Source organism: Lactobacillus melliventris (assembly GCF_013346935.1).
In the GTDB taxonomy this organism is placed as follows: domain Bacteria; phylum Bacillota; class Bacilli; order Lactobacillales; family Lactobacillaceae; genus Lactobacillus.
Map to the genome: position 1 here is coordinate 193,986 of NZ_JAAEEB010000003.1, position 25,050 is coordinate 219,035.

Annotated in this window: 25 protein-coding genes and 1 riboswitch; of the genes, 23 read left to right on the forward strand and 2 right to left on the reverse strand. The window is 35.8% G+C overall.

The features are described 5' to 3' along the window. Window positions 1-3 precede the first annotated feature (3 nt). The 9 genes from GYV61_RS03915 (at window position 4) to GYV61_RS03955 (ending at window position 10,627) form a co-directional block, all read left to right on the forward strand. Entirely contained in the window at window positions 4-1,158 is a 1,155-nt protein-coding gene (locus GYV61_RS03915; RefSeq protein WP_046324245.1) for a sensor histidine kinase, read from the forward strand. Between the two features lie 44 nt (window positions 1,159-1,202). Next, window positions 1,203-2,774 carry a UDP-N-acetylmuramoyl-L-alanyl-D-glutamate--2,6-diaminopimelate ligase gene (locus GYV61_RS03920; protein WP_174794866.1) on the forward strand — a complete coding sequence of 524 codons (1,572 nt, stop codon included), beginning with the start codon at window positions 1,203-1,205 and terminating at the stop codon, window positions 2,772-2,774. A gap of 14 nt (window positions 2,775-2,788) precedes the next feature. Next, entirely contained in the window at window positions 2,789-3,535 is a 747-nt protein-coding gene (locus GYV61_RS03925) for an amino acid racemase (protein WP_174794867.1), read from the forward strand. Window positions 3,536-3,681: 146 nt separating this feature from the next. Further along, window positions 3,682-3,876, forward strand: a complete 195-nt coding sequence (locus tag GYV61_RS03930) for a hypothetical protein (RefSeq protein WP_110445553.1) — start codon at window positions 3,682-3,684, stop codon at window positions 3,874-3,876. Between the two features lie 107 nt (window positions 3,877-3,983). Continuing rightward, window positions 3,984-4,117: riboswitch (FMN riboswitch) on the forward strand. Window positions 4,118-4,237: 120 nt separating this feature from the next. Next, a complete protein-coding gene (ribD, locus tag GYV61_RS03935; RefSeq protein WP_202984480.1) occupies window positions 4,238-5,299 on the forward strand; it encodes a bifunctional diaminohydroxyphosphoribosylaminopyrimidine deaminase/5-amino-6-(5-phosphoribosylamino)uracil reductase RibD in 1,062 nt (353 codons plus the stop codon). Further along, window positions 5,284-5,889: a riboflavin synthase gene (gene ribE, locus GYV61_RS03940; protein WP_174794868.1), complete on the forward strand. Its 606-nt coding sequence runs from the start codon at window positions 5,284-5,286 to the stop codon at window positions 5,887-5,889. Before ribD ends, ribE begins: the two co-directional genes overlap by 16 nt. A gap of 11 nt (window positions 5,890-5,900) precedes the next feature. Then, window positions 5,901-7,127, forward strand: a complete 1,227-nt coding sequence (gene ribA / locus GYV61_RS03945; protein WP_274600318.1) for a GTP cyclohydrolase II — start codon at window positions 5,901-5,903, stop codon at window positions 7,125-7,127. A 1-nt stretch (window position 7,128) separates the two neighbouring features. Continuing rightward, on the forward strand, window positions 7,129-7,602 hold the full coding sequence (ribH, locus tag GYV61_RS03950) for a 6,7-dimethyl-8-ribityllumazine synthase (protein WP_174794869.1): 474 nt from the start codon (window positions 7,129-7,131) through the stop codon (window positions 7,600-7,602). Between the two features lie 349 nt (window positions 7,603-7,951). Next, window positions 7,952-10,627 carry a BspA family leucine-rich repeat surface protein gene (locus GYV61_RS03955; protein WP_174794870.1) on the forward strand — a complete coding sequence of 892 codons (2,676 nt, stop codon included), beginning with the start codon at window positions 7,952-7,954 and terminating at the stop codon, window positions 10,625-10,627. Window positions 10,628-10,726: 99 nt separating this feature from the next. Here the strand turns inward: GYV61_RS03955 and GYV61_RS03960 are convergent, their stop codons facing one another. Beyond that, window positions 10,727-11,929 (reverse strand): hypothetical protein, encoded by a 1,203-nt coding sequence (locus tag GYV61_RS03960; RefSeq protein WP_174794871.1) that lies wholly within the window; start codon window positions 11,927-11,929, stop codon window positions 10,727-10,729. Window positions 11,930-12,162: 233 nt separating this feature from the next. Between GYV61_RS03960 and GYV61_RS03965 the strand changes: the two genes are divergently transcribed. The 9 genes from GYV61_RS03965 (at window position 12,163) to GYV61_RS04005 (ending at window position 20,370) form a co-directional block, all read left to right on the forward strand. Continuing rightward, a complete protein-coding gene (locus GYV61_RS03965; protein WP_174794945.1) occupies window positions 12,163-12,807 on the forward strand; it encodes a coenzyme F420-0:L-glutamate ligase in 645 nt (214 codons plus the stop codon). 72 nt (window positions 12,808-12,879) lie between these two features. Then, on the forward strand, window positions 12,880-13,869 hold the full coding sequence (locus GYV61_RS03970; protein WP_174794872.1) for a D-2-hydroxyacid dehydrogenase: 990 nt from the start codon (window positions 12,880-12,882) through the stop codon (window positions 13,867-13,869). A gap of 153 nt (window positions 13,870-14,022) precedes the next feature. Next, window positions 14,023-16,272 (forward strand): sigma 54-interacting transcriptional regulator, encoded by a 2,250-nt coding sequence (locus GYV61_RS03975; RefSeq protein WP_174794873.1) that lies wholly within the window; start codon window positions 14,023-14,025, stop codon window positions 16,270-16,272. Window positions 16,273-16,275: 3 nt separating this feature from the next. Then, entirely contained in the window at window positions 16,276-16,707 is a 432-nt protein-coding gene (locus tag GYV61_RS03980; RefSeq protein WP_174794874.1) for a PRD domain-containing protein, read from the forward strand. An 81-nt stretch (window positions 16,708-16,788) separates the two neighbouring features. After that, window positions 16,789-17,208, forward strand: a complete 420-nt coding sequence (locus tag GYV61_RS03985; RefSeq protein WP_174794875.1) for a PTS sugar transporter subunit IIA domain-containing protein — start codon at window positions 16,789-16,791, stop codon at window positions 17,206-17,208. Continuing rightward, a complete protein-coding gene (locus GYV61_RS03990) occupies window positions 17,201-17,683 on the forward strand; it encodes a PTS sugar transporter subunit IIB (protein WP_174794876.1) in 483 nt (160 codons plus the stop codon). Before GYV61_RS03985 ends, GYV61_RS03990 begins: the two co-directional genes overlap by 8 nt. A 7-nt stretch (window positions 17,684-17,690) precedes the next feature. Next, the gene (locus GYV61_RS03995) at window positions 17,691-18,500 is read left to right on the forward strand and encodes a PTS mannose/fructose/sorbose/N-acetylgalactosamine transporter subunit IIC (protein ID WP_174794877.1); all 810 of its coding nucleotides are present in this window, start codon (window positions 17,691-17,693) and stop codon (window positions 18,498-18,500) included. Further along, a complete protein-coding gene (locus GYV61_RS04000; RefSeq protein WP_174794878.1) occupies window positions 18,493-19,302 on the forward strand; it encodes a PTS system mannose/fructose/sorbose family transporter subunit IID in 810 nt (269 codons plus the stop codon). Before GYV61_RS03995 ends, GYV61_RS04000 begins: the two co-directional genes overlap by 8 nt. 9 nt (window positions 19,303-19,311) lie before the next feature. Further along, window positions 19,312-20,370: an SIS domain-containing protein gene (locus GYV61_RS04005; RefSeq protein ID WP_174794879.1), complete on the forward strand. Its 1,059-nt coding sequence runs from the start codon at window positions 19,312-19,314 to the stop codon at window positions 20,368-20,370. A 65-nt stretch (window positions 20,371-20,435) separates the two neighbouring features. Here GYV61_RS04005 and GYV61_RS04010 read toward each other — a convergent pair whose 3' ends face one another. Then, the gene (locus GYV61_RS04010; protein ID WP_122025625.1) at window positions 20,436-21,176 is read right to left on the reverse strand and encodes a GntR family transcriptional regulator; all 741 of its coding nucleotides are present in this window, start codon (window positions 21,174-21,176) and stop codon (window positions 20,436-20,438) included. 176 nt (window positions 21,177-21,352) lie between these two features. On the opposite strand from GYV61_RS04010, the gene agaB reads away from it, so the two are divergent. Genes agaB through GYV61_RS04035 form a run of 5 tightly spaced genes read left to right on the forward strand, consistent with a single transcriptional unit; the run spans window position 21,353 to window position 24,974 of the window. Further along, on the forward strand, window positions 21,353-21,829 hold the full coding sequence (agaB, locus tag GYV61_RS04015; protein WP_122025626.1) for a PTS galactosamine transporter subunit IIB: 477 nt from the start codon (window positions 21,353-21,355) through the stop codon (window positions 21,827-21,829). 23 nt (window positions 21,830-21,852) lie between these two features. Then, window positions 21,853-22,650, forward strand: coding sequence for a PTS galactosamine transporter subunit IIC (agaC, locus tag GYV61_RS04020; RefSeq protein WP_174794880.1), 798 nt, complete (start codon window positions 21,853-21,855; stop codon window positions 22,648-22,650). Next, on the forward strand, window positions 22,640-23,437 hold the full coding sequence (gene agaD, locus GYV61_RS04025; protein ID WP_122025628.1) for a PTS galactosamine transporter subunit IID: 798 nt from the start codon (window positions 22,640-22,642) through the stop codon (window positions 23,435-23,437). Before agaC ends, agaD begins: the two co-directional genes overlap by 11 nt. A 7-nt stretch (window positions 23,438-23,444) precedes the next feature. Then, entirely contained in the window at window positions 23,445-23,879 is a 435-nt protein-coding gene (locus GYV61_RS04030) for a PTS sugar transporter subunit IIA (RefSeq protein WP_174794881.1), read from the forward strand. Window positions 23,880-23,897: 18 nt separating this feature from the next. Further along, window positions 23,898-24,974 carry an SIS domain-containing protein gene (locus GYV61_RS04035; protein ID WP_174794882.1) on the forward strand — a complete coding sequence of 359 codons (1,077 nt, stop codon included), beginning with the start codon at window positions 23,898-23,900 and terminating at the stop codon, window positions 24,972-24,974. Window positions 24,975-25,050: the final 76 nt, after the last annotated feature.

Genomic DNA, 25,050 nt, shown 5'->3' on the forward strand with positions numbered 1-25,050 from the left:
TAGATGAAAAAAGAAAGGGTCAAGCTGACAGCCGCGGAAAAAAGTGAGCTGTTTGCTGAAGGCGTTATAACGGTAGTTTTAGAGCTACTATTGAACCTGTCAGTGATTATTTTGATCAACTTGACAATTTTACAAGATAAAAACCTGGTTAACGGGATTTATTTTCTAAAAAAGACCATTACTTTTGCTGGCGGGCGCCACTTATGGTCCTGGCAGAATACCTTTATTATTTTCATGGGTATTGGTGATTTAATCGTTCTGTACTGGCGCTTAATTCGGCGCTATCATCAAATGCAGTTAAGACATGTTATTTCTGAACTGCATTATATTGCTAAGGGACATTTTGACCATACAATTTCTTTTAAAGTCAAAACTGATTTGCAAAAAGTAATTGATTCAATTAATTCGTTAGTGGATAGTACTGTAAATGCGATTAATGAAGAAAAAGCGATTGAAAAGTCAAAGGACGAACTGATTAGCAATGTTTCTCATGATATCAGAACGCCTTTAACTTCTATCATCGGCTATTTGGGTTTACTGAAATCGGGGGTGTCAAATCCAGCAGATCAACAAAGATACCTTAATATTGCATATATGAAGGCTGAACAAATGAAATCGCTCGCTCATGATTTGCTTGAGTATACAACGTTAAAATCAACTAGTACCAAATTAAATTTATCTTCTTTACATATTTTTTCTATGTTAGAGCAGGTTGCCGCGGGCTTTGAATTCGAGGGTCAGGAAAAAGGGATAGTATTTAATATAGAAGCAAGACCTAAGAATTTAACCATTCAAGCTGATGCGGAAAAGCTGGTACGTGTTTATAATAATCTCATCACTAATGCGCTAAAGTACGGTACAGGTGCAACACAAATTAATTTAATTGCTAATTTAGTTAATAACAATGAAGTTGAGTTACGAGTGGAAAACAACGGTGCTCAAATTCCCGAAGATTCGTTGAAAAAAATATTTGAACGTTTTTACAGAGTCGAAGGCTCCCGTAATACCCAAACGGGTGGTACGGGGCTAGGTCTATCGATTACTAAAAGTATTGTTGATCTTCATCAGGGCAAAATCCGCTGTGAATCTGATAAAGATTGGACCCGTTTCATTATTTGCCTGCCTTTAAACTTAAAGAGTGAAAAAACTCCAGCATAGCTGTGGTATAATTTTGACTGAGATAATAAATAGAGGAGTATAGCATGAGTATTTCTTTAAATACCTGTATTTTAATTTTAAAAGAACACCATTTGCTTAAATCGAGTGCGGTCCAAGATACTATATCTTCTAAGATGGAATATGTGTCGTATGATTCGCGTGACGTCCATACTGATACACTATTCTTTTGTAAAGGTGCTGGTTTTCGTCCCACTTATTTGTCAATGGCGAAAGCTAATGGTGCTAATTGTTATGTAGCAGAACAACCATATCCAGAAGGTAAGGGAATGCATGCACTGATTGTGCGCAATGTTTCCAAAGCGATGGCGTTATTGTCTGCGGCATTTTTCCGTTTCCCGCAAGACGATTTATATTTAATCGCTATTACTGGTACTAAGGGCAAGACTACAACGGCCTACTTTTTAAAAGGGATGTTAGATCAAGTTAACGGCGGTAAAACGGCGTTAATTTCATCAGTCAATACAGTTGTAGGACCTAAAAAAGATGATACTTTTAAGTCAAGCTTGACCACACCTGAATCGCTTGATTTGTTCCGTGATATGCGAATAGCTGTAGACAACGGAATGACGCATATGGTTATGGAAGTTTCCAGCCAGGCCTATAAGAAGAATAGGGTATTTGGACTGACCTATGATCTGGGCTTTTTCTTAAATATTACACCTGATCATATCGGACCCAATGAGCATCCCAATTTCGCTGATTATTTACATTGTAAGTTGCAGCTGCTGGTTAATGCCCGTAAATGTATTATTAACGCTCAGACTGATCATTTTCCTGAAGTTTATGCTGCGGCCATGACTACTACAGATCCAGACAGTATTTACTTATTTGCTGACGAGAAATTTACTAATCCCGATCTGAAGCAGACCATCGATTTTCGTTTTTCGACCCAAGAACTTGATATGTCACGGACCAGGTTTCAGGTGTTGTGTGTTACCAGCAAAGCAAAGCAACTCAAAATAGCTGGCGATTACCAGTTAAAGATGTTAGGTGATTTTAACGAATCTAACGGTACTGCCGCAGTAATTGGTGCAGGACTGGCCGGGATGAATTATGACGATGCTGCTAAAGGTATCAGTCAAGTTACCGTCCCTGGAAGAATGCAAACAGAAGTTACCAAGAAGCACGGAGTAGTGGTTGTGGACTTCGCACATAATGAAGCTTCAATGATGGCTCTTATGGGCTTTATGCAACGCGAATTTAATAATCCCAAAATTATTGTCGTTGTGGGGGCACCTGGTGACAAAGGAGTTTCTCGTCGTCCCGGTTTTAGTAACAGTCTAAATGCCTACGCTGCTAAAGCCTTTCTGACAACAGATGATCCTGGCTTTGAAGATCCCATGGATATAGCACAGGAAATTGATGCAGGGATCGATCATTCTAAAGTTGATGTCACAATAGAACTAGACCGTAAGAAGGCCATCCATGATGCAATCAGTATGTCCAAGCAGGGTGATGTTGTTCTGATCTGTGGTAAAGGTGAAGATAGTTATCAAAAGATCCGGGGAGTAGATACTCCTTATCCGTCTGATATTACAGTTGCACAACAGGTAATTGATGAACTTGAAGGGCAAAAAGAACATTTTAACGGTTAGAAAAGCAGGTATTAATGAAACATTTTTTTAGTATTATTGGCGGTATGGGTACGATTGCAACGGAAAGCTATGTCCGCATGATTAATCACCGTCTAAAGATTACCAAAGATCAGGACTATCTGAATTATATTTTGGTTAATGATGCCCAAATTCCTGACCGCACGGCTTATATCAAAGACCATAGCCAACCTAATTTTTTCAATGCTTTGCGTGATGATGTGCTCCAGCAAGCAATGTTAAAGCCCGATTTTTTCGTGATGCCATGTAATACTGCACATTATTTTTATGACGACTTGGCTAAACTAACTGATATTCCTTTTTTACATATGATGCGTATTGCCGTTCATAAATTTGCAAGTGACTTTCCGCACGAAAAAAAGATTGGCTTGATTGCTACGGAAGGTTCGATTTATGATCATCTGTACGAAGACGAAATTAAACAGGTAGGTTGTGAAGTAGAACTGGGTGGTCCTGAGATTCAACCACTGGTTACTGAGCTGATTTATTCTAACATTAAAGAAAAAGGCGTAGTTGATGGCGAACTTTATCACCGCATATTACGCACCATGCATGATCAATATGGTTGTAATGTAATTTTACTTGGATGTACTGAATTATCTTTAGCTCAGGAAAAGGCGCCAGAGCATCCGTATAATGTTATTGATCCGCAAGTTATTATTGCTGATGTGGCAATTGAATTAGAACTAAAAATTCGTGCAGGAATGGATCCTAAAACTGCTATAGAGAAATATATGTATTAAATAAAGCGTAAGGTTTAATGCAAATTAAATAGACTAGTAATCAATTTGATTATTAGTCTATTTTTTCTCAAAAAAGGTATTGACAATGTTTCTACTTGGTAGTAGTGTATTAGAAAAGTAATACAGTTGAAAATGGGAGGGTTAAAATGTTATATCTTTTATATATATTTATTGGCATACTGATAATTCTGACTACTAATTTAGCAGTAACAGCAATTTTGAGCATTAGAGATGCTTATCGCAATCATCTTAAAGATCAGTTGTCATTTGGCACTGCCTTTAAGAAATATTTTGGTAAAAATAATAATATCCCTTTCCATCTGTCTGATTGGAAGTTTTAAGAAATTACTTTATTTAAGTTTGAGCTTATCATATATATAATTTTATAAAACAACAAATTGCTATTGCCGATATAGGATATCTATATTATACTGGAATAAGTTGAATACGGTTTCTTCGGGGCAGGGTGTAATTCCCTACCGACGGTGACAATTAATAATTGAAGTCCGTGACCCGCGTTTTGCGGTGGAACTAGTGTGAGTCTAGTACCGACAGTTAAAGTCTGGATGGGAGAAGAACAAACAAGATTAGACAGAAAACTCGCGTCGTTATTAAACTTCGCTGAAATCTTATTTGATGAATATAAAATAAGCCTCGTTGATTGAATCAACGAGGTTTTTTAATGCTTAGGAAGTGAAATTAGTGCAGGATAAGGATTATATGCAAATGGCAGTTCAAGAAGCATTGAAAGCTCAGGGAATGACTTGGACAAATCCTTTAGTTGGTGCAGTTTTGGTTAAAGACAATCAGGTTCTAGCGACCGGCTACCACCATCAATTTGGTAAGGAACACGCAGAAGTGAATACACTCTCACACTTAGCTGATCCCCAGCAGGCACAAGGTGCAACTTTGTATGTCACGCTAGAGCCTTGCAGCCATTACGGTAAACAACCTCCTTGCTGCAAAAAGGTCGCTGAGGCCGGAATCAAAAAAGTTGTTATTGGTCAGGTTGATCCTCATCAAATTGTAGCTGGCAAGGGTATTGAATATCTAGAAAGCCATGGGGTGCAAACTGAGATAATCGGTGGTACAGAAAATTTAAATGTTGCTTATAATTTCTTTTATCACAAAAAGAGACCCTTTGTGACACTTAAATATGCAATGTCCATTGATGGCAAAATTAATGCTGCAGGTAAAACGAGAACAATTTTGACTGGGGAAGCAGCTCAGGTGGATGTGCAAAAGTTGCGCTTGCAAAACCAAGCCGTTTTAATTGGAGCAAATACTTTGCGAATAGACAATCCGCTTTTAACGGTCAGAATTAAGAATTTACCCCATAAACCTATTCGAATAGTGCTGACTAAAGATGCTAATCAATTAGATTTTAACAGTCGCATGTTTAAGACGCATGGCGAAATCTGGCTATTAAGTAGAACTGAACTGACTCAAAAAGTTGCTGAAAACGTCCATTGCTATACTGTAGCTAAATGGACACCTTCAAAAATTGTGCAGCTTTTAGCCGACCATGAAATTCAATCACTACTAATTGAAGGTGGCAGCAATGTCCAAAGTCAATTTGTAGCAGCTAATTTGGCTGACGAAATAGTGACATACATTGCCCCTTTAGTTTTAGGCGGTACTGCATTACCCGCTGTGTTTGGCCAGGCTTTAGCAGAAAAGAGTGATTATCAACTTTTGGATGTTAAAAGATTCAATCAAGATGTCAGAATTCGTGTGAGGAGAAAAGAATGTTTACAGGAATAATTCAAACTACGGGTACAATTACTCGTTTGGAAATTAGTGAGCAACATGCAAGACTGGGTATTTGCGCTCCTAAATTGGTGCAAAAAGATTTGCCTTTAGGGGCAAGTATTGCCGTTAACGGTATTTGTTTAACCGTTACCGCTTGGAGTGATAATGATTTTGCAGTAGACGTGATGCCGGAAACAATGAAAAGAACTAATTTGGGCAATTTGCAAAAAGGTAGTTTGGTAAATTTAGAGCCATCACTGTCTTTGAACGGTAAGCTTGATGGTCATATTGTTGCGGGACATGTTGATACCACAGCTGAACTGGTAAAAAGGGATGAAAACGAAAATTCTATTGAGTTGGAATTTCAAGTACCACATAAGTATGCCCCATTTATTGTTGAAAAAGGGTCAATCGCCATTGATGGTATTAGTTTAACCGTAACAATGGCGCAAAATGATCATTTCGGAGTGAGCTTAATACCTTATACCATACAAAATACTACTTTGGCTCACTATCAAGTGCATGACAAAGTCAATATTGAAGTGGATATGATTGGTCGGTACGCTGTCAAACAAATTCAAGCTTGGAAAAAGGAATTTTAATGGAGGAAAAAATGACGGAACAACTGAATGAAAAAATGCAAAAGGTATTGCAGCATATGCTGACAGGTGGGTTGGTCATTGTGGCTGATTCGCCGCAACGTGAGTCTGAAGGGGATATGATTGGTCTGGCTGAAAAGGTTACACCACAAGCAGTTAATATGATGATCACTAAGGCGCGCGGACTTTTATGTGTGCCGATGAGTAAGGCATATGCTGACCGTCTGCAACTAAAACCAATTGAAACTGGTTCGAACGATACTTTTGGCACGGCTTTTACTCTTAGTGTTGATTCTACTGAAACCACTACGGGAATTTCAGCTTTTGACCGTGCTAAAACTATTAAAAAATTGGCTGATCCTAATAGCCAGTGGACTGATTTTTATCATCCAGGTCATGTTTTTCCTTTGGTAGCTAAAGAAGGCGGTGTACTGGAGCGCACAGGTCATACTGAAGCTGCTTTGGATCTGGCTAGATTGGCAGGAGTTGCACCTGTAGGCTTTATTTGCGAGTGCATTAAAAAAGACGGAACAATGGCCAGACGCAAAGACTTGAAATCTTTGGCAGAAGGACTCGGCATTCCTTATTTGACTATTGAAGAGTTAATTGCATACCGCAAGAATATGGCAAATAAAGATTTGGCGATTGAATCTTTTACCAAGGTTGACTTTCCCACAAAATATGGCCACTTCCAGCTTGAAGGTTTCAGAGATACAAAGCACCCTGAAAAGCAGCCGACTTTATTAATTAGCAAGGGTGAAGTTAAAAAAGATGAGCCCCTTTTGTTGCGACTTCATAGTGAGTGCTTAACGGGGGATGTTTTTGGCTCTAAACGCTGTGATTGTGGCGCTCAATTGGCTGCAGCGTTAACTAAAATTGAAGAAAATGGTTCAGGAGCGGTTTTATACTTGCGTCAAGAAGGTCGCGGAATTGGCCTGGAGAATAAATTACGTGCTTATAAGCTGCAAGATGAAGGTATGAATACAGTTGAAGCTAACCAGCATCTTGGCTTGCCGGTTGACGCACGCCGCTACAATGTCGCTGCTGAAATTTTAAGACAAAAAGGCGTGAGCGAAGTTGAATTAATGACCAATAATCCGGATAAAGTAACGCAATTAGAAAACTATGGTATTAAAGTTACTAAACGTATTCCAGTTGAGGTCGGAATGACTGCAGAAAATAAAAATTACTTGGCTACTAAAAAGCATGAAATGAATCATATTTTAAACGAGGTAGATTAACATGAAAGAAATTATCGGCAACATTGCCCAAGGACAGGATAAAAAGATTGGTATTGTCGTTGCTCAGTTTAATGGTGTGGTAACCGATCGTCTCCTTTCTGGAGCAGTGGCACAATTAAAAAAATCGGGCGTGAAAGATGAAAATATTGTGATTGTGAGAGTACCCGGTGCCTTTGAAATTGCTCGTACAGTCAATTGCCTGGCAAAGAGTGGCAAAGTCGATGGCATTATTGCTTTAGGAGCTGTAATTAGAGGCGAAACAGCTCACTTTACCTATGTTTGTGAAGGTACTACTTCTCAGCTAGCAGCTGCATCAGCTAATGGACCGGTTCCAGTCATGTTTGGTGTACTCATGACCGACACGGTTGCACAAGCAACCGATCGTGCTGGTGGTAAAGCGGGCAATAAAGGAGCTGAGTGTGCCACAGATGTGTTAGAAGTCTTAAATATCGAAGAACAAATTAAACAACTATAATTTTTAAGTGTATTTCCTTAATAAAGAAATAGCAAGTCATTTTTAGAAATAGAAGTGGCTTGTTTTTGGTCTTAGTGGCTTTTAGCGGCTTGCTATTAGTTTTTATTGTTAGTTGATTGATATTAAAATTATTAAATCTAATTTTGAAAGCTTATATGCATATACTAGCCATTAATAGTAAAAATGTTATTTTAATTTGTTATTAATATTAATTTTCTGGCTCTTTTAAGCATTTTTATGAAAATAATTCTATTTGCAATGTTATTAAATGAAGTATATACTGAAATTGTAATAATATACATACTTTTTTAGTAGCAAAATTAGATTAATTTTATCATTGAGGTGGAAAATGAATAAAGGATTAGATCACAATAAGCGTACTGGAGCACTGCTTTTTAGCAGTTTAACGGCTGCGGCGCTGGGTTTAACAATTTTAAATACTAATGTTGTTAAAGCTGATAGTAATTCAGGGGCACAAGAAACTGCACAAAACTTTGACAAGAATGATAGTCATGTTAAAACCCGAGTAGCAAATAATACTGTACCTCAAGGAAGTAATCAGGGCACTACTGATAATGCGAGTGCCACTGCACCAGAAGGAAATGCCAATGGTACTACAGATAATGCAGATGAAACTCAAAATGGGAGTGTAGAATCGCCTCAGGGCAACAATAAAGAATCAAATTCTCAAACTTCTGCTGGTAATGATCAACCAGAAACAGACATCACTAAGAATGAAAATAAAATTAGTACAAAAACTATTAAAACAAGTAAGTGGGGTAATGCTGACGAAAGTTATGATAGTGATACTAACGTATTAACTGTAAGTGGGAGTCAAGATAAGGATAATCCGACTATTGTCAATACAACTAAAACCTTAGCTGAATTTCTAGATCAAGGACGCAACCCTGATATTGCAAAGGTAAAAAAGGTAATCTTTAAGGGTTATTTTAAAGTTGTCGGCGATGTTAAGTCAGTTTTTATTAGCCTTAGTGGCCTAACTGATATTGAAGGCTTAGAAAACGTTGATACTTCGGAAGCAACCACCATGTATGCTTGGTTTAGTCAATGCAGTAGTCTTAAACACGTAGATCTTTCTCATTTTAATACCTCAAATGTTCAAAACATGTCTTATATGTTTGACCGCTGTACTAATCTCGAAGATCTTAACCTAAGTAATTTTGATACTTCCCAAGTCAGAAATATGTCACATATGTTTGTTGGTTGTGAAAGTCTCAAAGAATTAGATTTGCAGAAATTTGATACTTCCCAAGTCACAGATATGTCATTTATGTTCACAGAGTGTAGAGGTCTTGAAAAACTAAATGTTACCAGCTTTGACACCTCTAACGTTAAAAATATGGAGTATATGTTTAATTGTTGTGCAAGTTTACCTACCGTTGACGTACATAATTTTAATACCAGTAATGTGACAAATATGGCGGCAATGTTCTGTATGTATTATTTTCATATTAGCGGTACAGGCCAAGTCTTTGGTTGGGATTCTAAACTTACGTCACTTGATCTTTCCAACTTTGATACTAGTAATGTGACTGATATGGGTGGAATGTTTTTCAAATGTACAAAATTAAAAGAGCTGAACATTTCTAGCTTTGATACTTCTAAAGTTACAACTATGAATAGTATGTTTGATTCATGTAATAAGTTAACAGAATTGGACTTGCATAATTTTAACACGTCAAATGTTACAGACATGAACGACATGTTTCGAGATACGAATAGTTTAATCAGTTTAAACGTATCAAGTTTTGATACAAGTAATGTAACTAACATGGGGGAAATGTTTTATCTCTACGCTGATACTTACCATGGCAAGAACTATCCTGAACTTTCGAACTTACGGACTCTAGATATCAGCAATTTTAAAATTAACGATAACACGTATTGTGGCAACATGTTAAAAGGTCAAGTAGGATTGCTAGTTTTGAAATTAGGAGACAATGTCAAAAACTTTTCACAAATGGGTCTTAATACGCCAGGAATTTGGCTAAATGTCGGTCCTCGAAAAGACATACAGCATCCTGAAGGCAAAGATCAATGGCGATCAGATGAACTGATGAAAAAGTGGAATGGCAAAAAGGAAACGTATGTGCGCCAAGCTACAATAACAGCTCACTATCAAGATGAAGAGGGTAAGCCGCTTGCGCCTGATAGGTCTTTCACTGGTACATGTGGCACTAATTACGAGTTTAAAAAAGATATTCCAGGATATACTTTAATAGCCACGCGGGGAAAGGTGTCAGGAACCATTGGAAAAGAACTGGATGACGTTACATTTGTCTACAAAAAGGATGATTCCGGCTCAAATAGTTCAGGTTCAAACGGTTCCGGCTCAAACAGTTCCGGTTCAAACAGTTCCGGCTCAAACAGTTCCGGCTCAAATAATTCAGGTTCAAACGGTCATGGAACAAATTCAGGAATAAATGATAATAATACTATAGCAAGAGTTGAAGTTCATTATCAGGATGAGAATGAAAATGAAATTGCTCCGTCTAAGATTTTAACTGGCGTTGTTGGTGAAGGCTACATTACTAAGGCTGTGGATATTACAGGTTATACTCTTAAAATTAGACCTGTTAATGCTACCGGCTTCTTTAGCAGCCAGCCACAAACTGTTACTTATGTTTATTCGAAAAATGGTGTTATTCGAACTGTTCGTCATAATTCCTATCTATATGACCAAAATGGTGGCCGTAAAGCTGGCGAATACTTTATTGGCAAAAAAATTAAAACCTATGGCAGTAGGCTTATTCAGAATAAGAAATATTACGAACTTGGAAACGATACTTTTGTGAAGGCTAATAATGTTACAGGTATTAAACGCAAACTTAAGCACAATGCTTATATCTACACCAAGAAAGCTAATAAGAAAGTAAAGCGTTCTGGTCGTAAAGTATTGAAAAAGAAACAAACGATCAGAACATATGGTGGAGCTATTAAAATGCATCATAAGTTGTACTACATTGTTGGTAAGAATCGTTATATTAAAAAAGCTAATTTTTAGCAATTAAAAAATAATAATTAGAAAAGTTCTATCATAGTAAAAACGACTAGATAGAACTTTTTTATGTTTTGCTAAATTGCGGTATAAGGAAGAAAAAATTTAATTAAAGCTGTTGCTTTTACCTAAGCGGTACTTTTGCACGTTAATACCAAGAGTGACAAAAACTAGTAATAACGAAATTCCGCTAGCAAGGAGCGTAAGAGCAGGTCGCTGTAGCACATTGGCAATTGCCGAAACTCCAACTGTAAAAAAGATATTTAGTAGTGAACTGCCTAACTGCAAAAAACTTGATTGAGCAGACTGGACATTTTTACTGGTCCGTTTAATTCTAACTTTGCTGCACCAATTACCGATTGGTAAAGTTTCTGCATAAATTAACACTGTACTAATGAACATGGTAGCGATTGTTTGTTTTAAAAAGAAAATGCCTAATGCTATTGTGGTGGTTAGAGTTAAGGTGCAAAGTAACCAGAAGTAGTTGTCAAAGCGAATAAGCACAGCTCCTAATAAGAGGCCACTGACCACGGCAAGTAGCAGCCAGTATACTTGACTGTATGTAGGATCAATTGCTTTCCAGAAGTAAATCATCAGTCCGTTAAATACAGATTGGAGAGCACCATTAAACATGGCCACAATAATTGTTGCGCGTAAGCCTTTATTAGTAATAATATTGTGCCAGACTTTGACCAGATGGGTTATGGTTTTAAAATTGCTTTTATCTTTAACAAAATGCCTTTGGTGCAAAGCTAGAGCTAGGAAAATGTTAATGAAAAAGCTGCTGCTTGCTACTAGGAGAAAATATAAATAATTGCGCGTAGTCAAAATCAGAGCTGCTATTGCAGCTATACTGGCAATATTACCGATCAGACCAGCAATAGAATTGCAGTTGATGGTTTTTTCGAGGGAAGTATCTGTCAGAAGAGATTTTAAATTTCCCGTAAATGATAGTCCTTCAACTAAACTGAACATTGTAATGCAAAGGTCAACCAGAATATATAAGGGAACAAAGTATTTTTGGGGAAAAGTAAACGGCAGTAATAAGAATAAACACAGAAATATATATATCCAAATTAACATGCGGCGTTTGTCGACATTATCAAGCCTTGATCCAATAAACAGGACACTCAAAATAAGTGCCAAGGAACTAATACTTGATATCAAGCCATTAACAACGATATTATCTGAATATTCACGAATAATTAGTGTACCACCTATTCCAACTAGAATACTGCCAAAATTCGATAGCAGATTGATTAGTGGTAATAATATTTGATTGCGCTTGAGAAATTTATTACTGTCCATTTTTATCACGCTTTCGTTTGCTATAATGAGAAGCGTAACATGTAGGAATTTTGCTGGCAGCAAAAGTAACATAAACGGCCATTTTCATTAGTTGAAACGGCCTTTTTCACTATACAAATTCTTAGACCTAAATGTAATTGTTAATTTTATAAAGTTTATTAAGAGTAATGTTTTTTATGCTGCCAAAGCCATAAAATACATAGTGTTGTTCAACCTTTTAGAGTATTATATAAATATTAGTTGAAACTATCAAAAAAGAACATTTCAAAATTGCTGCTGGCGACATTATTTGTGTAGCGTCTAAAATTTGCTCCATCGCGGAGGGAAATATTGTGGATTTAAGCCAAGTAGCGCCATCTTCTGTGGCAAAAAGAATTCATCAATGCATACCCAGAAAAGATGCCCGTTTAATTCAAGTGATTATTGACCAAACAGCTGACCCATCTGGTAGTAAATTAGAAATAAGTGGAAATCATATTGGTGCTTGGCTTCCCAACGGTTTGTTTTTAACTAGTGGTGGAGTCGACAAGGGTAAAAATAATACAGCAATAATTCTGCCCCAAAATTGTGATTTAACAGCTAAACGCATCAACAATGCTTTTTACCAAGAATTAGGAATAGAAACGAGTGTAATTATTACTGACAGTGATGGCAGAATAGATAAAAAAGGTGCTAATCAGATAGCGGTGGGCTTATACGGGTTAAATGGACTAAGAATAAATAAAGAGGCTGGTACAGCTGAAACGCTTTGTGATTTGCTGGCAGCAGCTGGGGGTTTAGTAATGGGACAACGTGGTATTAATATACCATTAGCATGTATTCACGGTCTAGAATATGACCAAAATATTGATTCTGGTATTGGCGATACCGTGAATTAGAATCAATCTGACTTTTCCAACTCGAAAGCTAAGATTAGCAATTTTAATAAACAAGAATAGGAGAAAGAATAAATGAGGATTATTTGTTACGGCGTAATCAAAATGGAAGAATTCCGTATTGAAAATTGGGCTCAAAAAAATAATGTTGAAGTAAAAATTGTCCACGATGATTTGTGTGCTGAAAATGCGGAACTGGCTGAAGGTTTTGACGGCGTAAGCTCTGAAGGCAATCTTCCTGTAGGTGCTAGTGTATATGAAAAATTTAAGCAGTATGGCATTACGCAACTAGCCATTCGGCAAGTTGGGGTTGACAACCAGGATTTAGCTGCAGCAAAAAAGAATGGCATTAAGATTACTAACGTTGCAGCGTATTCACCAAGAGCTATTGCAGAGCTTGGCGTAACTGATGCAATGTACTTATTGCGTAAAATTGGTATTTACCAAGACAGAATGGCACATGGTGATTTCACTTATGATGAAAGTACAATTAGCACAGAAATTTTTAACTGTACTGTTGGCATAATTGGAGCTGGCCATATCGGTGGAGCCAGTGCACACCTATACAGCGCATTAGGAGCTAAAGTTTTGGCTTGTGATCCGGTTTATTACGCATCTTTAGAACCATATCTTACTTATACTGACTTTGATACGATTCTTGCTGAATCCGATATTATTTCTTTGCATACCCCGTTATTAGCAAGTACCGAAAACATGATTGACAAAACTGCTTTTGATAAAATGAAGAAAAAGCCTATTTTGGTTAACGTAGCTCGTGGGGGCTTGGTTGACACACAAGCTTTAATTGCGGCACTAAAAAATGGACAAATTTCTGCCGCTGCTCTAGATACTTTGGCTGATGAAACTGATTTTTATAATAAAAAGGAAATGCTGAACTCATTGCCGGCAGATTACAAGGAATTAAAAGCAATGCCTCAAGTTTTGATTACACCGCACATTGCCTTTTTCACTAAACTAGCCGTTAAAAACAGTATTGAGATTGCTTTGAACGATGCCAAAACAATTATTTCCGGTGGAGAAGTAAAGAGCGTGGTTAACTTGTAGAAAAAGCAGTGCAACAACTAACTTTAATTTTTCGGGATACATAAGTCACAACTTTTAACCACAGTTGTGACTTTTTATTTACTATGATTAAATATTTGATTAAGATAAAGAAATAATGTGATAGATTTAAAATTGTTTGAGGGATATGAAAATATGAAAAATAAAAAAATACAAATTCTCAAATTAGTGCAAATGCAATCTAATATTTTCTTGCAAAATTATGATTTAAACAATGCCCCAACAACTAACTTTATTGCTAAAAAACTTGATTTAGATCGCTCTGTAGCTAGTAAAAATTTAAATGAGTTATTTAAAAACGACAAACTAATAAAAATAAATACTAGACCAGTAATTTATCTAAACGTTAATGAAAATCTAAATGAAAGTAAAGAATACCGAAACATTGCGGATTTTAAGAATAATTTTCAAAACCAAGCTTGGCAGAAGATTATTGGCTGGAATGGCAGTCTTAAAGAAATTATTGAACAATTAAAAGCCGCTGTAATGTATCCACCAATGGGATTACCAGCAATCCTTTTTGGTGAGTCGGGAACTGGAAAGACTTTTTTAATCAGAACCTTGTTTGAATTTGCCAAACAACAAGAAATATTGGGGCAAGATGCACAACTTGTAGTAATTAATTGTGCTCAATATGCAAATAATCCTGAATTATTATCCAGCGTTCTTTTCGGCTATACCAAGGGTTCATTTACCGGAGCAGATTCAGATACTCCAGGAGCTTTGCAAACCGCAAATAACGGAATTTTGTTTTTGGATGAAGTTCATCGTTTAAGTTCAGAAGGGCAAGAGAAATTATTTACCTATTTAGATACTGGACTTTTTACTCCAGTTGGAAATAATGCTAAGAAAATAGCTAGTAAAGCCAGGCTATTTTTTGCAACCACTAAAAAAGAGCAAGACTTTTTAGAAACTTTTTTACGTAGAATACCTATCAAAATTAAATTGCCTACTTTAGACGAGAGAGGTGCATACGAAAAAAGAATGTTAACATACAATTTGATAAATCAACAAGCAAAGAGAATTAATTGCAAGATTAAAATATCTAAGCAATGTATTAGTCTAATTTATCATTATCATTTCAAGGCAAACGTTGGTGAATTAGAAAATCTGATTCAAAATATTGTGGCGAGGAAATTTTCACAATTGGCAAGTCCAAACGAAGTTGAGATAAAAATAGGTGATTTGCCTGACAATATTTTGCAACAGATGCATCCTAATAATTTACCAGTGGTTTCTTGTAAAAATGAAATAATTTTTCAGCCAAGTGATTCATATAAGCCATCAAATTACTTAAGTAATAAGGAATATATTTCTAAGATGCAATTTTCTTGGGAAAAATTGTTTCAATTACAAGTAAAGGGAGAAAAGGATAGAAATTCATACTATAAAATAGTGCAGAAAGAAACTCATGAAATATTGTATTCTGTCTATAATACAGAACGCTCTTTAATTAATAGCTATGCTGCCGCTTTAACAAACATTTTTTCTCTAGCCCAAGTAGATTTTTATAATTTGGAAAATTCAACTGTTTATGATTTAGCCATTTATATCTTTTACTTAATGAAAAATGAATTTACAGCGGATTTTACCGCTCAGCAAGATTTGACCTTGATGACACAACTATTTGCACCAGAATTGCAAATGGTGGAAAAATTAGCTTCATTGATTGAAATGCACTTCGAAGTTAACCTAAGAACCTGTGATTGTTTGTGGCTGGCTATTTTAAGCTCAAAAGATAATTTAACTTCTTTACCTCAAATACCCGCAATTGTAGTTGCTCATGGCTATGCTACCGCGAGCAGTATGGCAGATACTTGTAATCATTTTTTACAAGCAGCCATTTTCACACCAGTAGATTTAAAGCCTGATGTTTCAAAATCAGAAATGATTACTTATCTTAAAAATTTAATTAAAAAAATTAGTCCTCAAGATGGACTGTTAATTTTAATGGATATGGGATCTTTGAAATCAATTATGGAGCCTATTCAGAATGAATGTAATTGTGATTTATTAGTAATTAATAATTTTAGTATGGCCGTGATGCTGGAAATTGGTAATCAGTTATTATTAAAAAAAGATCTGCCAACAATTCAAAAAAAGCTCCCTCAAAACATTATTCAAAGTAAATTTTATAAACAACATAGTAATTTTCCACCAGTAATTATTACGACATGTATGACTGGAATGGGCAGTGCTCAAAGAATAAAAAGCATATTAACACAAAGCTTTACTGGCTTGGTTAAAGTCCAGGTTGAAGCATACGATTTTAAGGAATTAGTTAATTATCAAGAGTCACATCTTCTAGAAAATAAAAATGTAATTGGCATAGTAGGTATTGACAATCCAGATGTTGAAGGCATCCCATACTTTGGTCTTGAATAAATTATGACTGGAGAAAAAATTAAGTCATTGGAAACTGTTTTAAGACCATACTCGTCAGACGCTGACTTAAAACAGTGGGAAAGTCAATTAATCAAGAACTTTTCATTAGACAGAATTTTAGATTCATTAACTATTATTTCCCCAAATAAAGTAATGAATGTGATTAGTAAGTATATTAAAGATATACAACATGACCTTGAACAAGAATTGTCTTACCGCATACAAATATCTTTATACGTTCATATAGCTAATATGATTGAAAGAATTATTCGAGGAAATGAAATCAAACTATATAACGGCAATAATAAAAGTATTTTGAAAGACAAGTACTTTAGTGTTCTAAAAAAGCATAATAGTGTGCTCGAAAATAATTTTTCCATAAAAATTAATGATCCGGAAACAGCTTATATTAGAGATTTGCTAGTTCGCCACTAAGTTGTGGCACAGTATTATGGCATGATTTTTGCTAATAGATAATTGAAGCTTTTACAAGATAAAAAGTGAGGAGGCTGTTATGTGAAAAATATTATTTTAGCAACTCACGGTAACTTAAGTTATGAATTCAAAGCTACTGCTGAGTTGATAGTTGGATCTTTACCAAATATCAAGTGTTTTGGGATGACTAAAGATAAGTCAGCTACTCAGGGAAAGAAGGAACTGGAGTCATTAATTAAATCTATGGATGAATCCAATTTAATTATTTTAACTGATATGTATGGAGGTAGTTCCACAAATATCTGTACTGAGTTGTTACTTTCCGGCCATGAATTTTCTTTACTTACAGGCCTAAACCTGCCCATGCTTTTAGCACTTGTCAGTGGTGACTCTAGTGATAAATCGGTTTCTGAATTAACAAGTGAATTAGAGGAAGCAGGAATTTCCGGAGTTATTAATGTTGGTAAAAAGATAAAAGAAAGGATTAAAAATAATGCTTAAGTTAATTCGGGTTGATGAAAGACTTTTGCACGGTCAAGTAGCGATCGGCTGGACTTCAAATTCTGGTGCAAATACTATTTTAGTTGCTAATGATGAGGCCCAAAAAGATAAAGTTAAGGCTATGGCTTTGGATTTGGCGAAACCATCTGGTGTCAAGCTTTATATTCGCAGTGTTGCTGAATCGGGTCCCATAGTTGAAAAATTTGCCAGTGCTAAGAAAGCACAAGTTCTAGTACTGGTTCGCACGGTTCAAGATGCGTTAAAACTTATCCAGAACTCAAATGGAGTTATTAAAGAATTAAATGTAGGCGGTCTAAAGTTCGAAGACGGCAAGAAAAAATTGAATGATTATGTTGCTGTTTCAGACCAAGATATTGTAGATTTAAAAACTATTCAAAAATTAGGAGTCAATCTTGATTTTAGAATGTTACCGCGGGACAAGAAACTAAGTCTCGCTGATTTACTAAAGGAGTGATAAACAAATGGTTCAAGCTTTATTAGTAGGTCTTATAGCAGGTATTGGTATGTTGGATGAACGCGTCCTTGGTGCAACCCCGTTTGGCCGGCCAATTGTTCTTAGTGTTTTTGTTGGATTAGCTTTAGGTGATGTCAAACAAGGTATTATTATCGGTGCACAATTGGAACTTATCTGGATGGGAATTGCCGGTATCGGTGTTTCTACACCTCCTGATTATGTCACAGGTGGTGTAATCGGTACGGCTCTGGCGATTATTTCACATAAGGGAATAGGTGTTGCGTTAACAATAGCAGTTCCAGTAGCTGTTTTGGCTTCATATTTAGGAACCTTAGTAAGGGTTGTCAATTTATGGTTTTCCCACAAGGCCGACAAATATGCAGAAACCGCTAATTTTAAAGGTATTAACTTGATGCTGCTTTTACCAACTATTCTATTCTTCTTTAGTGCCTTTATTCCCACATTCCTGGCCATGCTTTTGGGTGCTTCAAAGATCAATTTGATTATCAATGCAATTCCAAAAGTCATTTTAGATGGCTTAACGGTGGCCGGTAATTTACTTCCAGCAGTTGGTTTTGCTTTACTATTGGATATGTTGTTTTCAAAGAAATTATTTGTATTCTTTTTCCTGGGTTTCTTACTTTGTGCATATTTAAAACTGGACATTACCGGAATAGCTGTGATTGCAATTTGTATGGCAGTCATTATTGTTTTGTTTGGTAATAATGGCAAGAATTCTACAGGAAGTGGGCAAAATAAGTCGGAGTCAAAAGAAGCAAAAGATAATTTGACCGAGGGGGAGATTGATTTTGAATAATAAAAAATTAACCAAAAAAGACTTACGTTCAATTTTTTGGAGAGCTTTTGCTTTACAAGGCGGCTTTAATTACGAAAAAATGCAAAATATTGGCTATGTATATGCAATGGGGCCAGTGATTAAAAGGCTGTATTCTAGTACTAAAGACCGTGCTGCTGCTTTAAAGCGTCACTTGGCCTTGTTCAACTGTACTCCGGCTATGACACCAATGATTATGGGGATTTCTTCAGCAATGGAAGAACAGTATGCCAATAATCCTTCTTCTATGGATCCTGACTCTATTAACTCAGTTAAAGCTGCTTTGATGGCACCTTTCTCTGGAATTGGTGACTCCATTTTGTTTGGTACATTCCGAGTAATTGCTGCGGGAATCGGAGCTTCTTTTGCTAAACAAGGAAGCATCTTAGGTCCAATTCTTTTCTTTGTTTTATATAACTTGCCAGCAACTTTAATTAGGGCTTTTGGCTTGAAATATGGCTATAAATGGGGAGTTGAATCTTTAGACGAGGTCCAAAAAAACGGTGTGATGGATCAAATAATGCAGATTGTAGGAATTATTGGGATGATGGTAGTAGGAGGAATGGTAGCAACTATGCTTCCGGTAACTACTACACTCAAATTTTCTATGACTGGTGCCACTGTAAAACTACAAACTATTTTCGATCAAGTTATGCCGAAGTTACTGCCTTTATTGGTTACTTTATTGGTATTTTGCTTGATTAGAAAGAAGGTAAGTGTTTCAAAGCTAACTGTCGGGGTGTTAATTTTAGGTATTTTATTACATATAATTGGAATTTTATAAGGAGTAAATATGAACTTAATTCAACAATATATTTCAAGCACACCAGATCAACTTAAAAAAATAGTAGCTGGAAGTAAAGAACTCTTTGCAAACGTTGCAAAAAGAGATATTAAAAAAATCATCATTACAGGTTCTGGAACAAGCTATCATTCCGGACTGCAGATGCAATCCATAATGCGTAAACGTTCGGGAGTTGAAGTTTTATCTCTTTATCCCTTTATGTTTACACCAGACTTTTTCGTGGGAGATAATTCGCACACTTTGTTTATCGGCATTTCTCAAGGAGGAAGCAGCTTTAGTACATTTGATGCCATGAAAACAGCTAAAGAGTCAGGTTGTATCATTGGTACAATGGCTGGTGAAAAAGATGCCTACATTGATCAGATTGCTGATGAAGTTATGACTGTTAATATTGGTGAGGAAAAAGCTGGAGCTAAAACCAAGGGTTATTATTCAACCAAATTGAATCTGCTTATTTTGGCTGAGTACATTGGTTTGGCAAATGGTAACCTGAATCAGGCTCAATTTGAGCAGGATTTACAAGATCTGAATACTACTTTAGATCTATTTCCACATGCATATAAAAGAGCATATGACTGGGTTGAAGAACATAAAGAAAAGCTGGCAAAGATGGATAATCTGCGTGTAGTAGGACCAGGAATGCTTTATGGAGATGTTTTGGAAGATGCTTTGAAAGTATTGGAAACTTGCAGGCTCCCAGTAACGGGATATGATTTCGATGAATTCATTCATGGTATTTATAATGCAATGAATGAAAAGTCAACCGTAATAATTTTAGATAATGGCACTGAATCACGCTGCCAAAAAATGCTTGAAGTATTGGGAGATTGGACAAATAACCTTTATTTAGTTGACACATCTGCTGCCAATTCGGGGAATCATTTTGGTTATGATGTTCAAGTGCCGCAGGATTTTGAAACTTTCATTTTTCCAATATTGTTACAGGTAATGGCATCAATCGTTCCAACAGAATTAGGCTATGACCCTAACTCACCTAAGGACCCGAATTTCCATATGAAATTAGGTAGTAAAAAATTTAATCAATAAATAGTTTTATTTATTAGAACATTAGCTATTTTAAAAGCCAGTTTATCAACAACTGGCTTTTTGCTTTATCCAATTTCATCTTTTTCTTGATGTAAGTAACTATGGTTGTAAATAAATTGATCACCACGCGCAACACAATAGGTATATTCAATGGGAATGTGTCTGTTATTAAAAGATGTTCTTTTTACTTTTAAACATGGTGCATCGTAACTGACTTTTAATAGTTTGGCGTCTTTTGCCTGAATTAAACTAGCTTGAATTGCCTCGTTAACTAAACGGACTGTTTGATGAAAATTTGTTTTCATTATTAAATACAAAGAATTTTGTGTTAGTTGTTCGATGGTGAGAGTGGAAAATTTTTCGTAGGGAAGATAAGTTCTTTCTATCATCATCGGCTGTTTATCTGCAGCTCTCAGAAATTTTAATTTGATAACTTTTTCACCCTGGTCAATATTAAATTTTGAAGCCCAAAAGCTATCTGAATTAAAAATTTTAAATTCTAACAAATCAGTTTGAGGAGTTTTCCCTAAGGCTTTCATATGATCAGTAAAACTATAGATGTCATTGAGTGGAGTTAATGACGATTTTTCTGAAACAAAGGTGCCTTTGCCATGAATCTTATAAATGTAGCCCCTCTTTTCGAGCTCGTCTAATGCCCGTCTTACGGTATATCTGCTTATTTTCAGTCGTAAAGAAATATCCCGTTCACTTAAAAGTTTTTGGTCTTTTTTCATATTGTTTTGAATGTAATTTTTTAAGAAAGCTACTAATTTTAAATAAATTGGTTGTTTTGAATATTTTTCCATAAAAATTCCTAATCTATGGTCCGAACCACTACTAAATAAATTTAGAATTAAAAGATCCTATACGTATAAGTATTATAACAAAGATTTACAATAATTGTACTGTTGACAATGTCATCGCTTTCAATTATTATATTTTTATGATGGTCCGGACCATAATGGATTATAGGAGGTAAAACATGAGTGAACCAAATATTTTGTTGACAAGAATTGATAACAGACTTGTTCACGGACAGGTTGGAGTTATTTGGACTAGTTCTATAGGAGCTAATCTGTTATTAGTGGCAAATGATGATGTAGCCAACGATCCTTTGCAACAGAAGTTAATGAAGAGCACTTCGGAAACTTCTGGAGCTCAGATAAGATTTTTCTCAATTGAAAAAACAATTAAGATTATTGGGAAGGCAGCACCAAGGCAAAAGATTTTTATAATTGTTAAAACACCAAGAGACGCTGTTAGACTGGTTGAAGGCGGAGTGCCAATAAAAGAGATAGATGTCGGTAATATGCATTTTTCAGCTGGTAAAGAAAAAGTTACGGATAAAGTCTATGTCGACCAAAATGATAAAGACGACTTAATGAAATTAGTACATGATAATGTCGACATTTATATCCAAGACGTACCTGGTGATAAAAAAACAACAATTGACTTTTAAGTAGTCAGAATCTGGAGGAACAAATGCAAATAACTTTTTTACAGGGGATTTTGCTAAGCATTTTTGGTGCTATAGCGGGTCTAGACTCCTATACAGAAGCTTTATATATTTTTAGACCAATAATTAGTTGTGCCGTAACTGGTTTAATTCTGGGTGACCCTGTAACTGGACTTTTAGCAGGTGGAATTGCAGAACTTACCTTTGCTGGCCTAACAAACGCAGGAGGAACACAACCGCCCAACCCGGCAGTTTGCGGAATTATGACGGTAGTTATTGCTCATACAACCAATGTTGCGCCAGCTACTGCAGTTGGCTTGTCATTGCCTTTTGCCATGCTTATGCAATACATTATTTTGATGTACTATTCATTGTTTTCAGGTTTCATGCCTACTATGGATAAAGCAGCACAAAATGCAGACACTGGAAAATTTAATAAATTTATTTACTTTTCAATGTTTGTAATGGCTGCAACCTTCTTTGTAATTATTTTCTTATCCGCTTATGCTGCTCAGGGTCCAATGGCCGCTTTGGTTAAAGCAATGCCTAAATGGTTAATTCACGGTTTTGAGTTAGCAGGGGGCGCATTACCAGCAGTAGGATTTGCTATGCTGCTTAAGGTTTTATTGAGGGTCAATTATGTTCCTTACTTACTTTTAGGATTCGTAATTGCCAGCTTTATTAACTATTCCAACGTATTGCCTGCAGCTGTAATAGGTGTTGTGTTTGCTATGATTGACTTCTTTAACAATAAGCAACATCAGAAATTGCAAACACAAATAGATGAAGTAAAGGAAAATGGAGGTAGTGAAGATGGAATCTAACTCAAATAAAAAATATACCAAAGTAAGTAAAAGCGATATTACTAAATTAGGATTGAGATCTTCACTATTTCAATTAGGATTTAACTATGAAAGAATGCAGGCACCTGGATGGACCTGGGCTCAAATTCCTGTTTGGAAGAAAATATTTGGGGATGATAAAGAGGCTATGTCGGAAGCCATGGTCGATAATATGAACTTTATCAATACTAGTCCGCCCCTTGTGCCAATTTTGTTAGGATTACTAACAAGTATGGAAGAAAAAAGGGTTGATCGTAAAACGATTAGTGGTTTGAAGAACGCCCTCTTTGCACCCTTAGCTGGAATTGGTGATGCAATTTACTGGTTTACAATTATGCCAATTGTGGGCGGAATCTGTGCATCTTTTGCTTCAAAGGGTAATCCACTTGGGCCAATTATTTTCTTCTTGGTATATCTGGGAATATTTTTATGCCGCATTCCTTTTGCGCATCTTGGCTACGACATGGGAACTAAAGCAATTGATGTAATTCAGGAAAATTCGACCATTATTTCTAAGTCAGCTTCAATTATGGGACTGACGGTAATTGGGGCTTTAATTAGTTCTTACGTTACCTTGTCTTTAAAGGTGAAAATAGGCAGTGTTTCTCTTCAAAAAGACTTTTTGGATAAGGTATTTCCTAACTTACTGCCATTAGGATTTACATTTTTCCTATATTGGCTACTTAAGAAAAAGGAAGTCTCTCCAATTGTCTTAATAGTTGTTGTTTTTACTTTATGTATTGCCTGTTCATTTTTTGGAATTATGTAAGTGAGGAATGATTGTGAGTAATATCAAAATAATCATAGTTGGACATGGTAAATTCGCATCTGGCTTACAAAGTTCTCTTGAATTGTTTGTAGGTAAACAGGAAGAGCATAATTTTATTGATTTTACTAAAAAAATGAGTGAAATTGACTTACAAGAAAAAATTGCCGCTCAAATTGGAAAAGAAGAAACAATTATTTTTACTGATATGCTGGGTGGAACGCCGTATAAAGAAGCAGCTAAGATAGCCTATGATAACGATAACGTTGGTGTTGTATCAGGTTGTAACTTGAGTTCACTGCTTGAAACTACTTACAAGGAATATCCTAGTAAAGAAGCGTTGATGCAGGATCTAGTTAAAATCACTAAAGAAACAGCGCAAGTTTTTGATAAAAATGATTTAAATAATGAGTCTGATGAAGATGATTTTTCAGATGGTATATAAAAAGGGATTGTAATTATTATGAAGAGTATGGAATATTACATTAAGTCTGAGGCCGATGCATATAGTAAAGTCTTTAAAAACTATCAGCAATTATTAAGGCCGTTAGTTGAGAAGTATAAGACAAATCAAGCGAAATATAATTCAATTGTTTTATTTGCGACCGGCTCCAGTTCTAATGCAGCTTATGGTGCTGTACCTTATATGACTGAAAGATTAGGTATACCTGTTTATGTTGAGGAGCCTTCAATTGCCGCTAACTATCATAGCAAGTTTAGAGACGATATTCTTTATGTTGCAATTTCACAAGGTGGTCATAGTGCATCAACTATCAAAGTAGTTAAAGAATTAGTTGCCAAAAAAATTGATGTCTTTGTTTTGACCAGTGACCCAGATAGTCCAATTGCGCAAACGGATGCGCAAATAATTCTCATGGGCATGGGAATCGAAGAGATGCCATATGTAACGTTAGGATATAGTGTTACTATTTTATTATTGATTCTCTTTGCAGTAGAGTCATCTTTTCAAACCGGAAAAATTGCGCAAACAGATTATAAAAATGATAAAAACGAAATAGGTTTAATAATCAATAACTTGCCTGAAGTTGTTGCAGTTTCTGAAAAGTGGACTGATCAGTACTTAGCACAAAATTCTGATATTAAGAGAATATTTTTTATAGGTTATGGTGCGGCATATGGTGTAGCACGCGAAGGTGAAACCAAGGTAACAGAAACGGTGCACATAACGGCTCAAGGTAAAGAGCTCGAAGAATATATGCATGGTCCGTATATTGGACTTCACAGTTCAGATCATTTTGTCTTTATTGAGCCCCAAGGAAAATTGGAGCAAAGATCGCAAAAGTTGCAGAAGTTTTTACAGCTTCATTGTAAAAATCTAGCGCTTATAGTTAAAAAAGCTGTTTCTTCTGCAGGTCTTAACGTGTTAAATTTAAACACAGATGTAAATGAGTTGCTCACAGCTTTATTTATGACTATTCCTGTTCACTTGCTGGCATATAAACTATCTAAATCCAAAAAAATTGATTTGGAGCATCCTACCTATCCTGAATTCGATGAAATTACTAAATCAAAAATATAAATAAAAATTTTTCATTTAGACCTGATCCCATATTTAATTAGGATTCAGGCCTTTTTGTTTTGGCTTTTTTTATAGT

What these genes read in the sequence shown, in the direction of transcription:
- GYV61_RS03930 (WP_110445553.1), top strand. Translation starts at nt 3,682, where the DNA reads ATGTTATATCTTTTATATATATTTATTGGCATACTGATAATTCTGACT.
- GYV61_RS03925 (WP_174794867.1), top strand. Translation starts at nt 2,789, where the DNA reads ATGAAACATTTTTTTAGTATTATTGGCGGTATGGGTACGATTGCAACG.
- ribA (WP_274600318.1), top strand. Translation starts at nt 5,901, where the DNA reads ATGACGGAACAACTGAATGAAAAAATGCAAAAGGTATTGCAGCATATG.
- GYV61_RS03960 (WP_174794871.1), bottom strand. Translation starts at nt 11,929, where the DNA reads ATGGACAGTAATAAATTTCTCAAGCGCAATCAAATATTATTACCACTA.
- GYV61_RS04035 (WP_174794882.1), top strand. Translation starts at nt 23,898, where the DNA reads ATGAAGAGTATGGAATATTACATTAAGTCTGAGGCCGATGCATATAGT.
- GYV61_RS04010 (WP_122025625.1), bottom strand. Translation starts at nt 21,176, where the DNA reads ATGGAAAAATATTCAAAACAACCAATTTATTTAAAATTAGTAGCTTTC.
- GYV61_RS03915 (WP_046324245.1), top strand. Translation starts at nt 4, where the DNA reads ATGAAAAAAGAAAGGGTCAAGCTGACAGCCGCGGAAAAAAGTGAGCTG.
- agaC (WP_174794880.1), top strand. Translation starts at nt 21,853, where the DNA reads ATGCAAATAACTTTTTTACAGGGGATTTTGCTAAGCATTTTTGGTGCT.
- ribH (WP_174794869.1), top strand. Translation starts at nt 7,129, where the DNA reads ATGAAAGAAATTATCGGCAACATTGCCCAAGGACAGGATAAAAAGATT.
- agaB (WP_122025626.1), top strand. Translation starts at nt 21,353, where the DNA reads ATGAGTGAACCAAATATTTTGTTGACAAGAATTGATAACAGACTTGTT.
- GYV61_RS03970 (WP_174794872.1), top strand. Translation starts at nt 12,880, where the DNA reads ATGAGGATTATTTGTTACGGCGTAATCAAAATGGAAGAATTCCGTATT.
- agaD (WP_122025628.1), top strand. Translation starts at nt 22,640, where the DNA reads ATGGAATCTAACTCAAATAAAAAATATACCAAAGTAAGTAAAAGCGAT.
- GYV61_RS04005 (WP_174794879.1), top strand. Translation starts at nt 19,312, where the DNA reads ATGAACTTAATTCAACAATATATTTCAAGCACACCAGATCAACTTAAA.
- GYV61_RS03955 (WP_174794870.1), top strand. Translation starts at nt 7,952, where the DNA reads ATGAATAAAGGATTAGATCACAATAAGCGTACTGGAGCACTGCTTTTT.
- GYV61_RS03990 (WP_174794876.1), top strand. Translation starts at nt 17,201, where the DNA reads ATGCTTAAGTTAATTCGGGTTGATGAAAGACTTTTGCACGGTCAAGTA.
- GYV61_RS03920 (WP_174794866.1), top strand. Translation starts at nt 1,203, where the DNA reads ATGAGTATTTCTTTAAATACCTGTATTTTAATTTTAAAAGAACACCAT.
- ribE (WP_174794868.1), top strand. Translation starts at nt 5,284, where the DNA reads ATGTTTACAGGAATAATTCAAACTACGGGTACAATTACTCGTTTGGAA.
- GYV61_RS03980 (WP_174794874.1), top strand. Translation starts at nt 16,276, where the DNA reads ATGACTGGAGAAAAAATTAAGTCATTGGAAACTGTTTTAAGACCATAC.
- GYV61_RS04030 (WP_174794881.1), top strand. Translation starts at nt 23,445, where the DNA reads ATGATTGTGAGTAATATCAAAATAATCATAGTTGGACATGGTAAATTC.
- GYV61_RS03975 (WP_174794873.1), top strand. Translation starts at nt 14,023, where the DNA reads ATGAAAAATAAAAAAATACAAATTCTCAAATTAGTGCAAATGCAATCT.
- GYV61_RS03995 (WP_174794877.1), top strand. Translation starts at nt 17,691, where the DNA reads ATGGTTCAAGCTTTATTAGTAGGTCTTATAGCAGGTATTGGTATGTTG.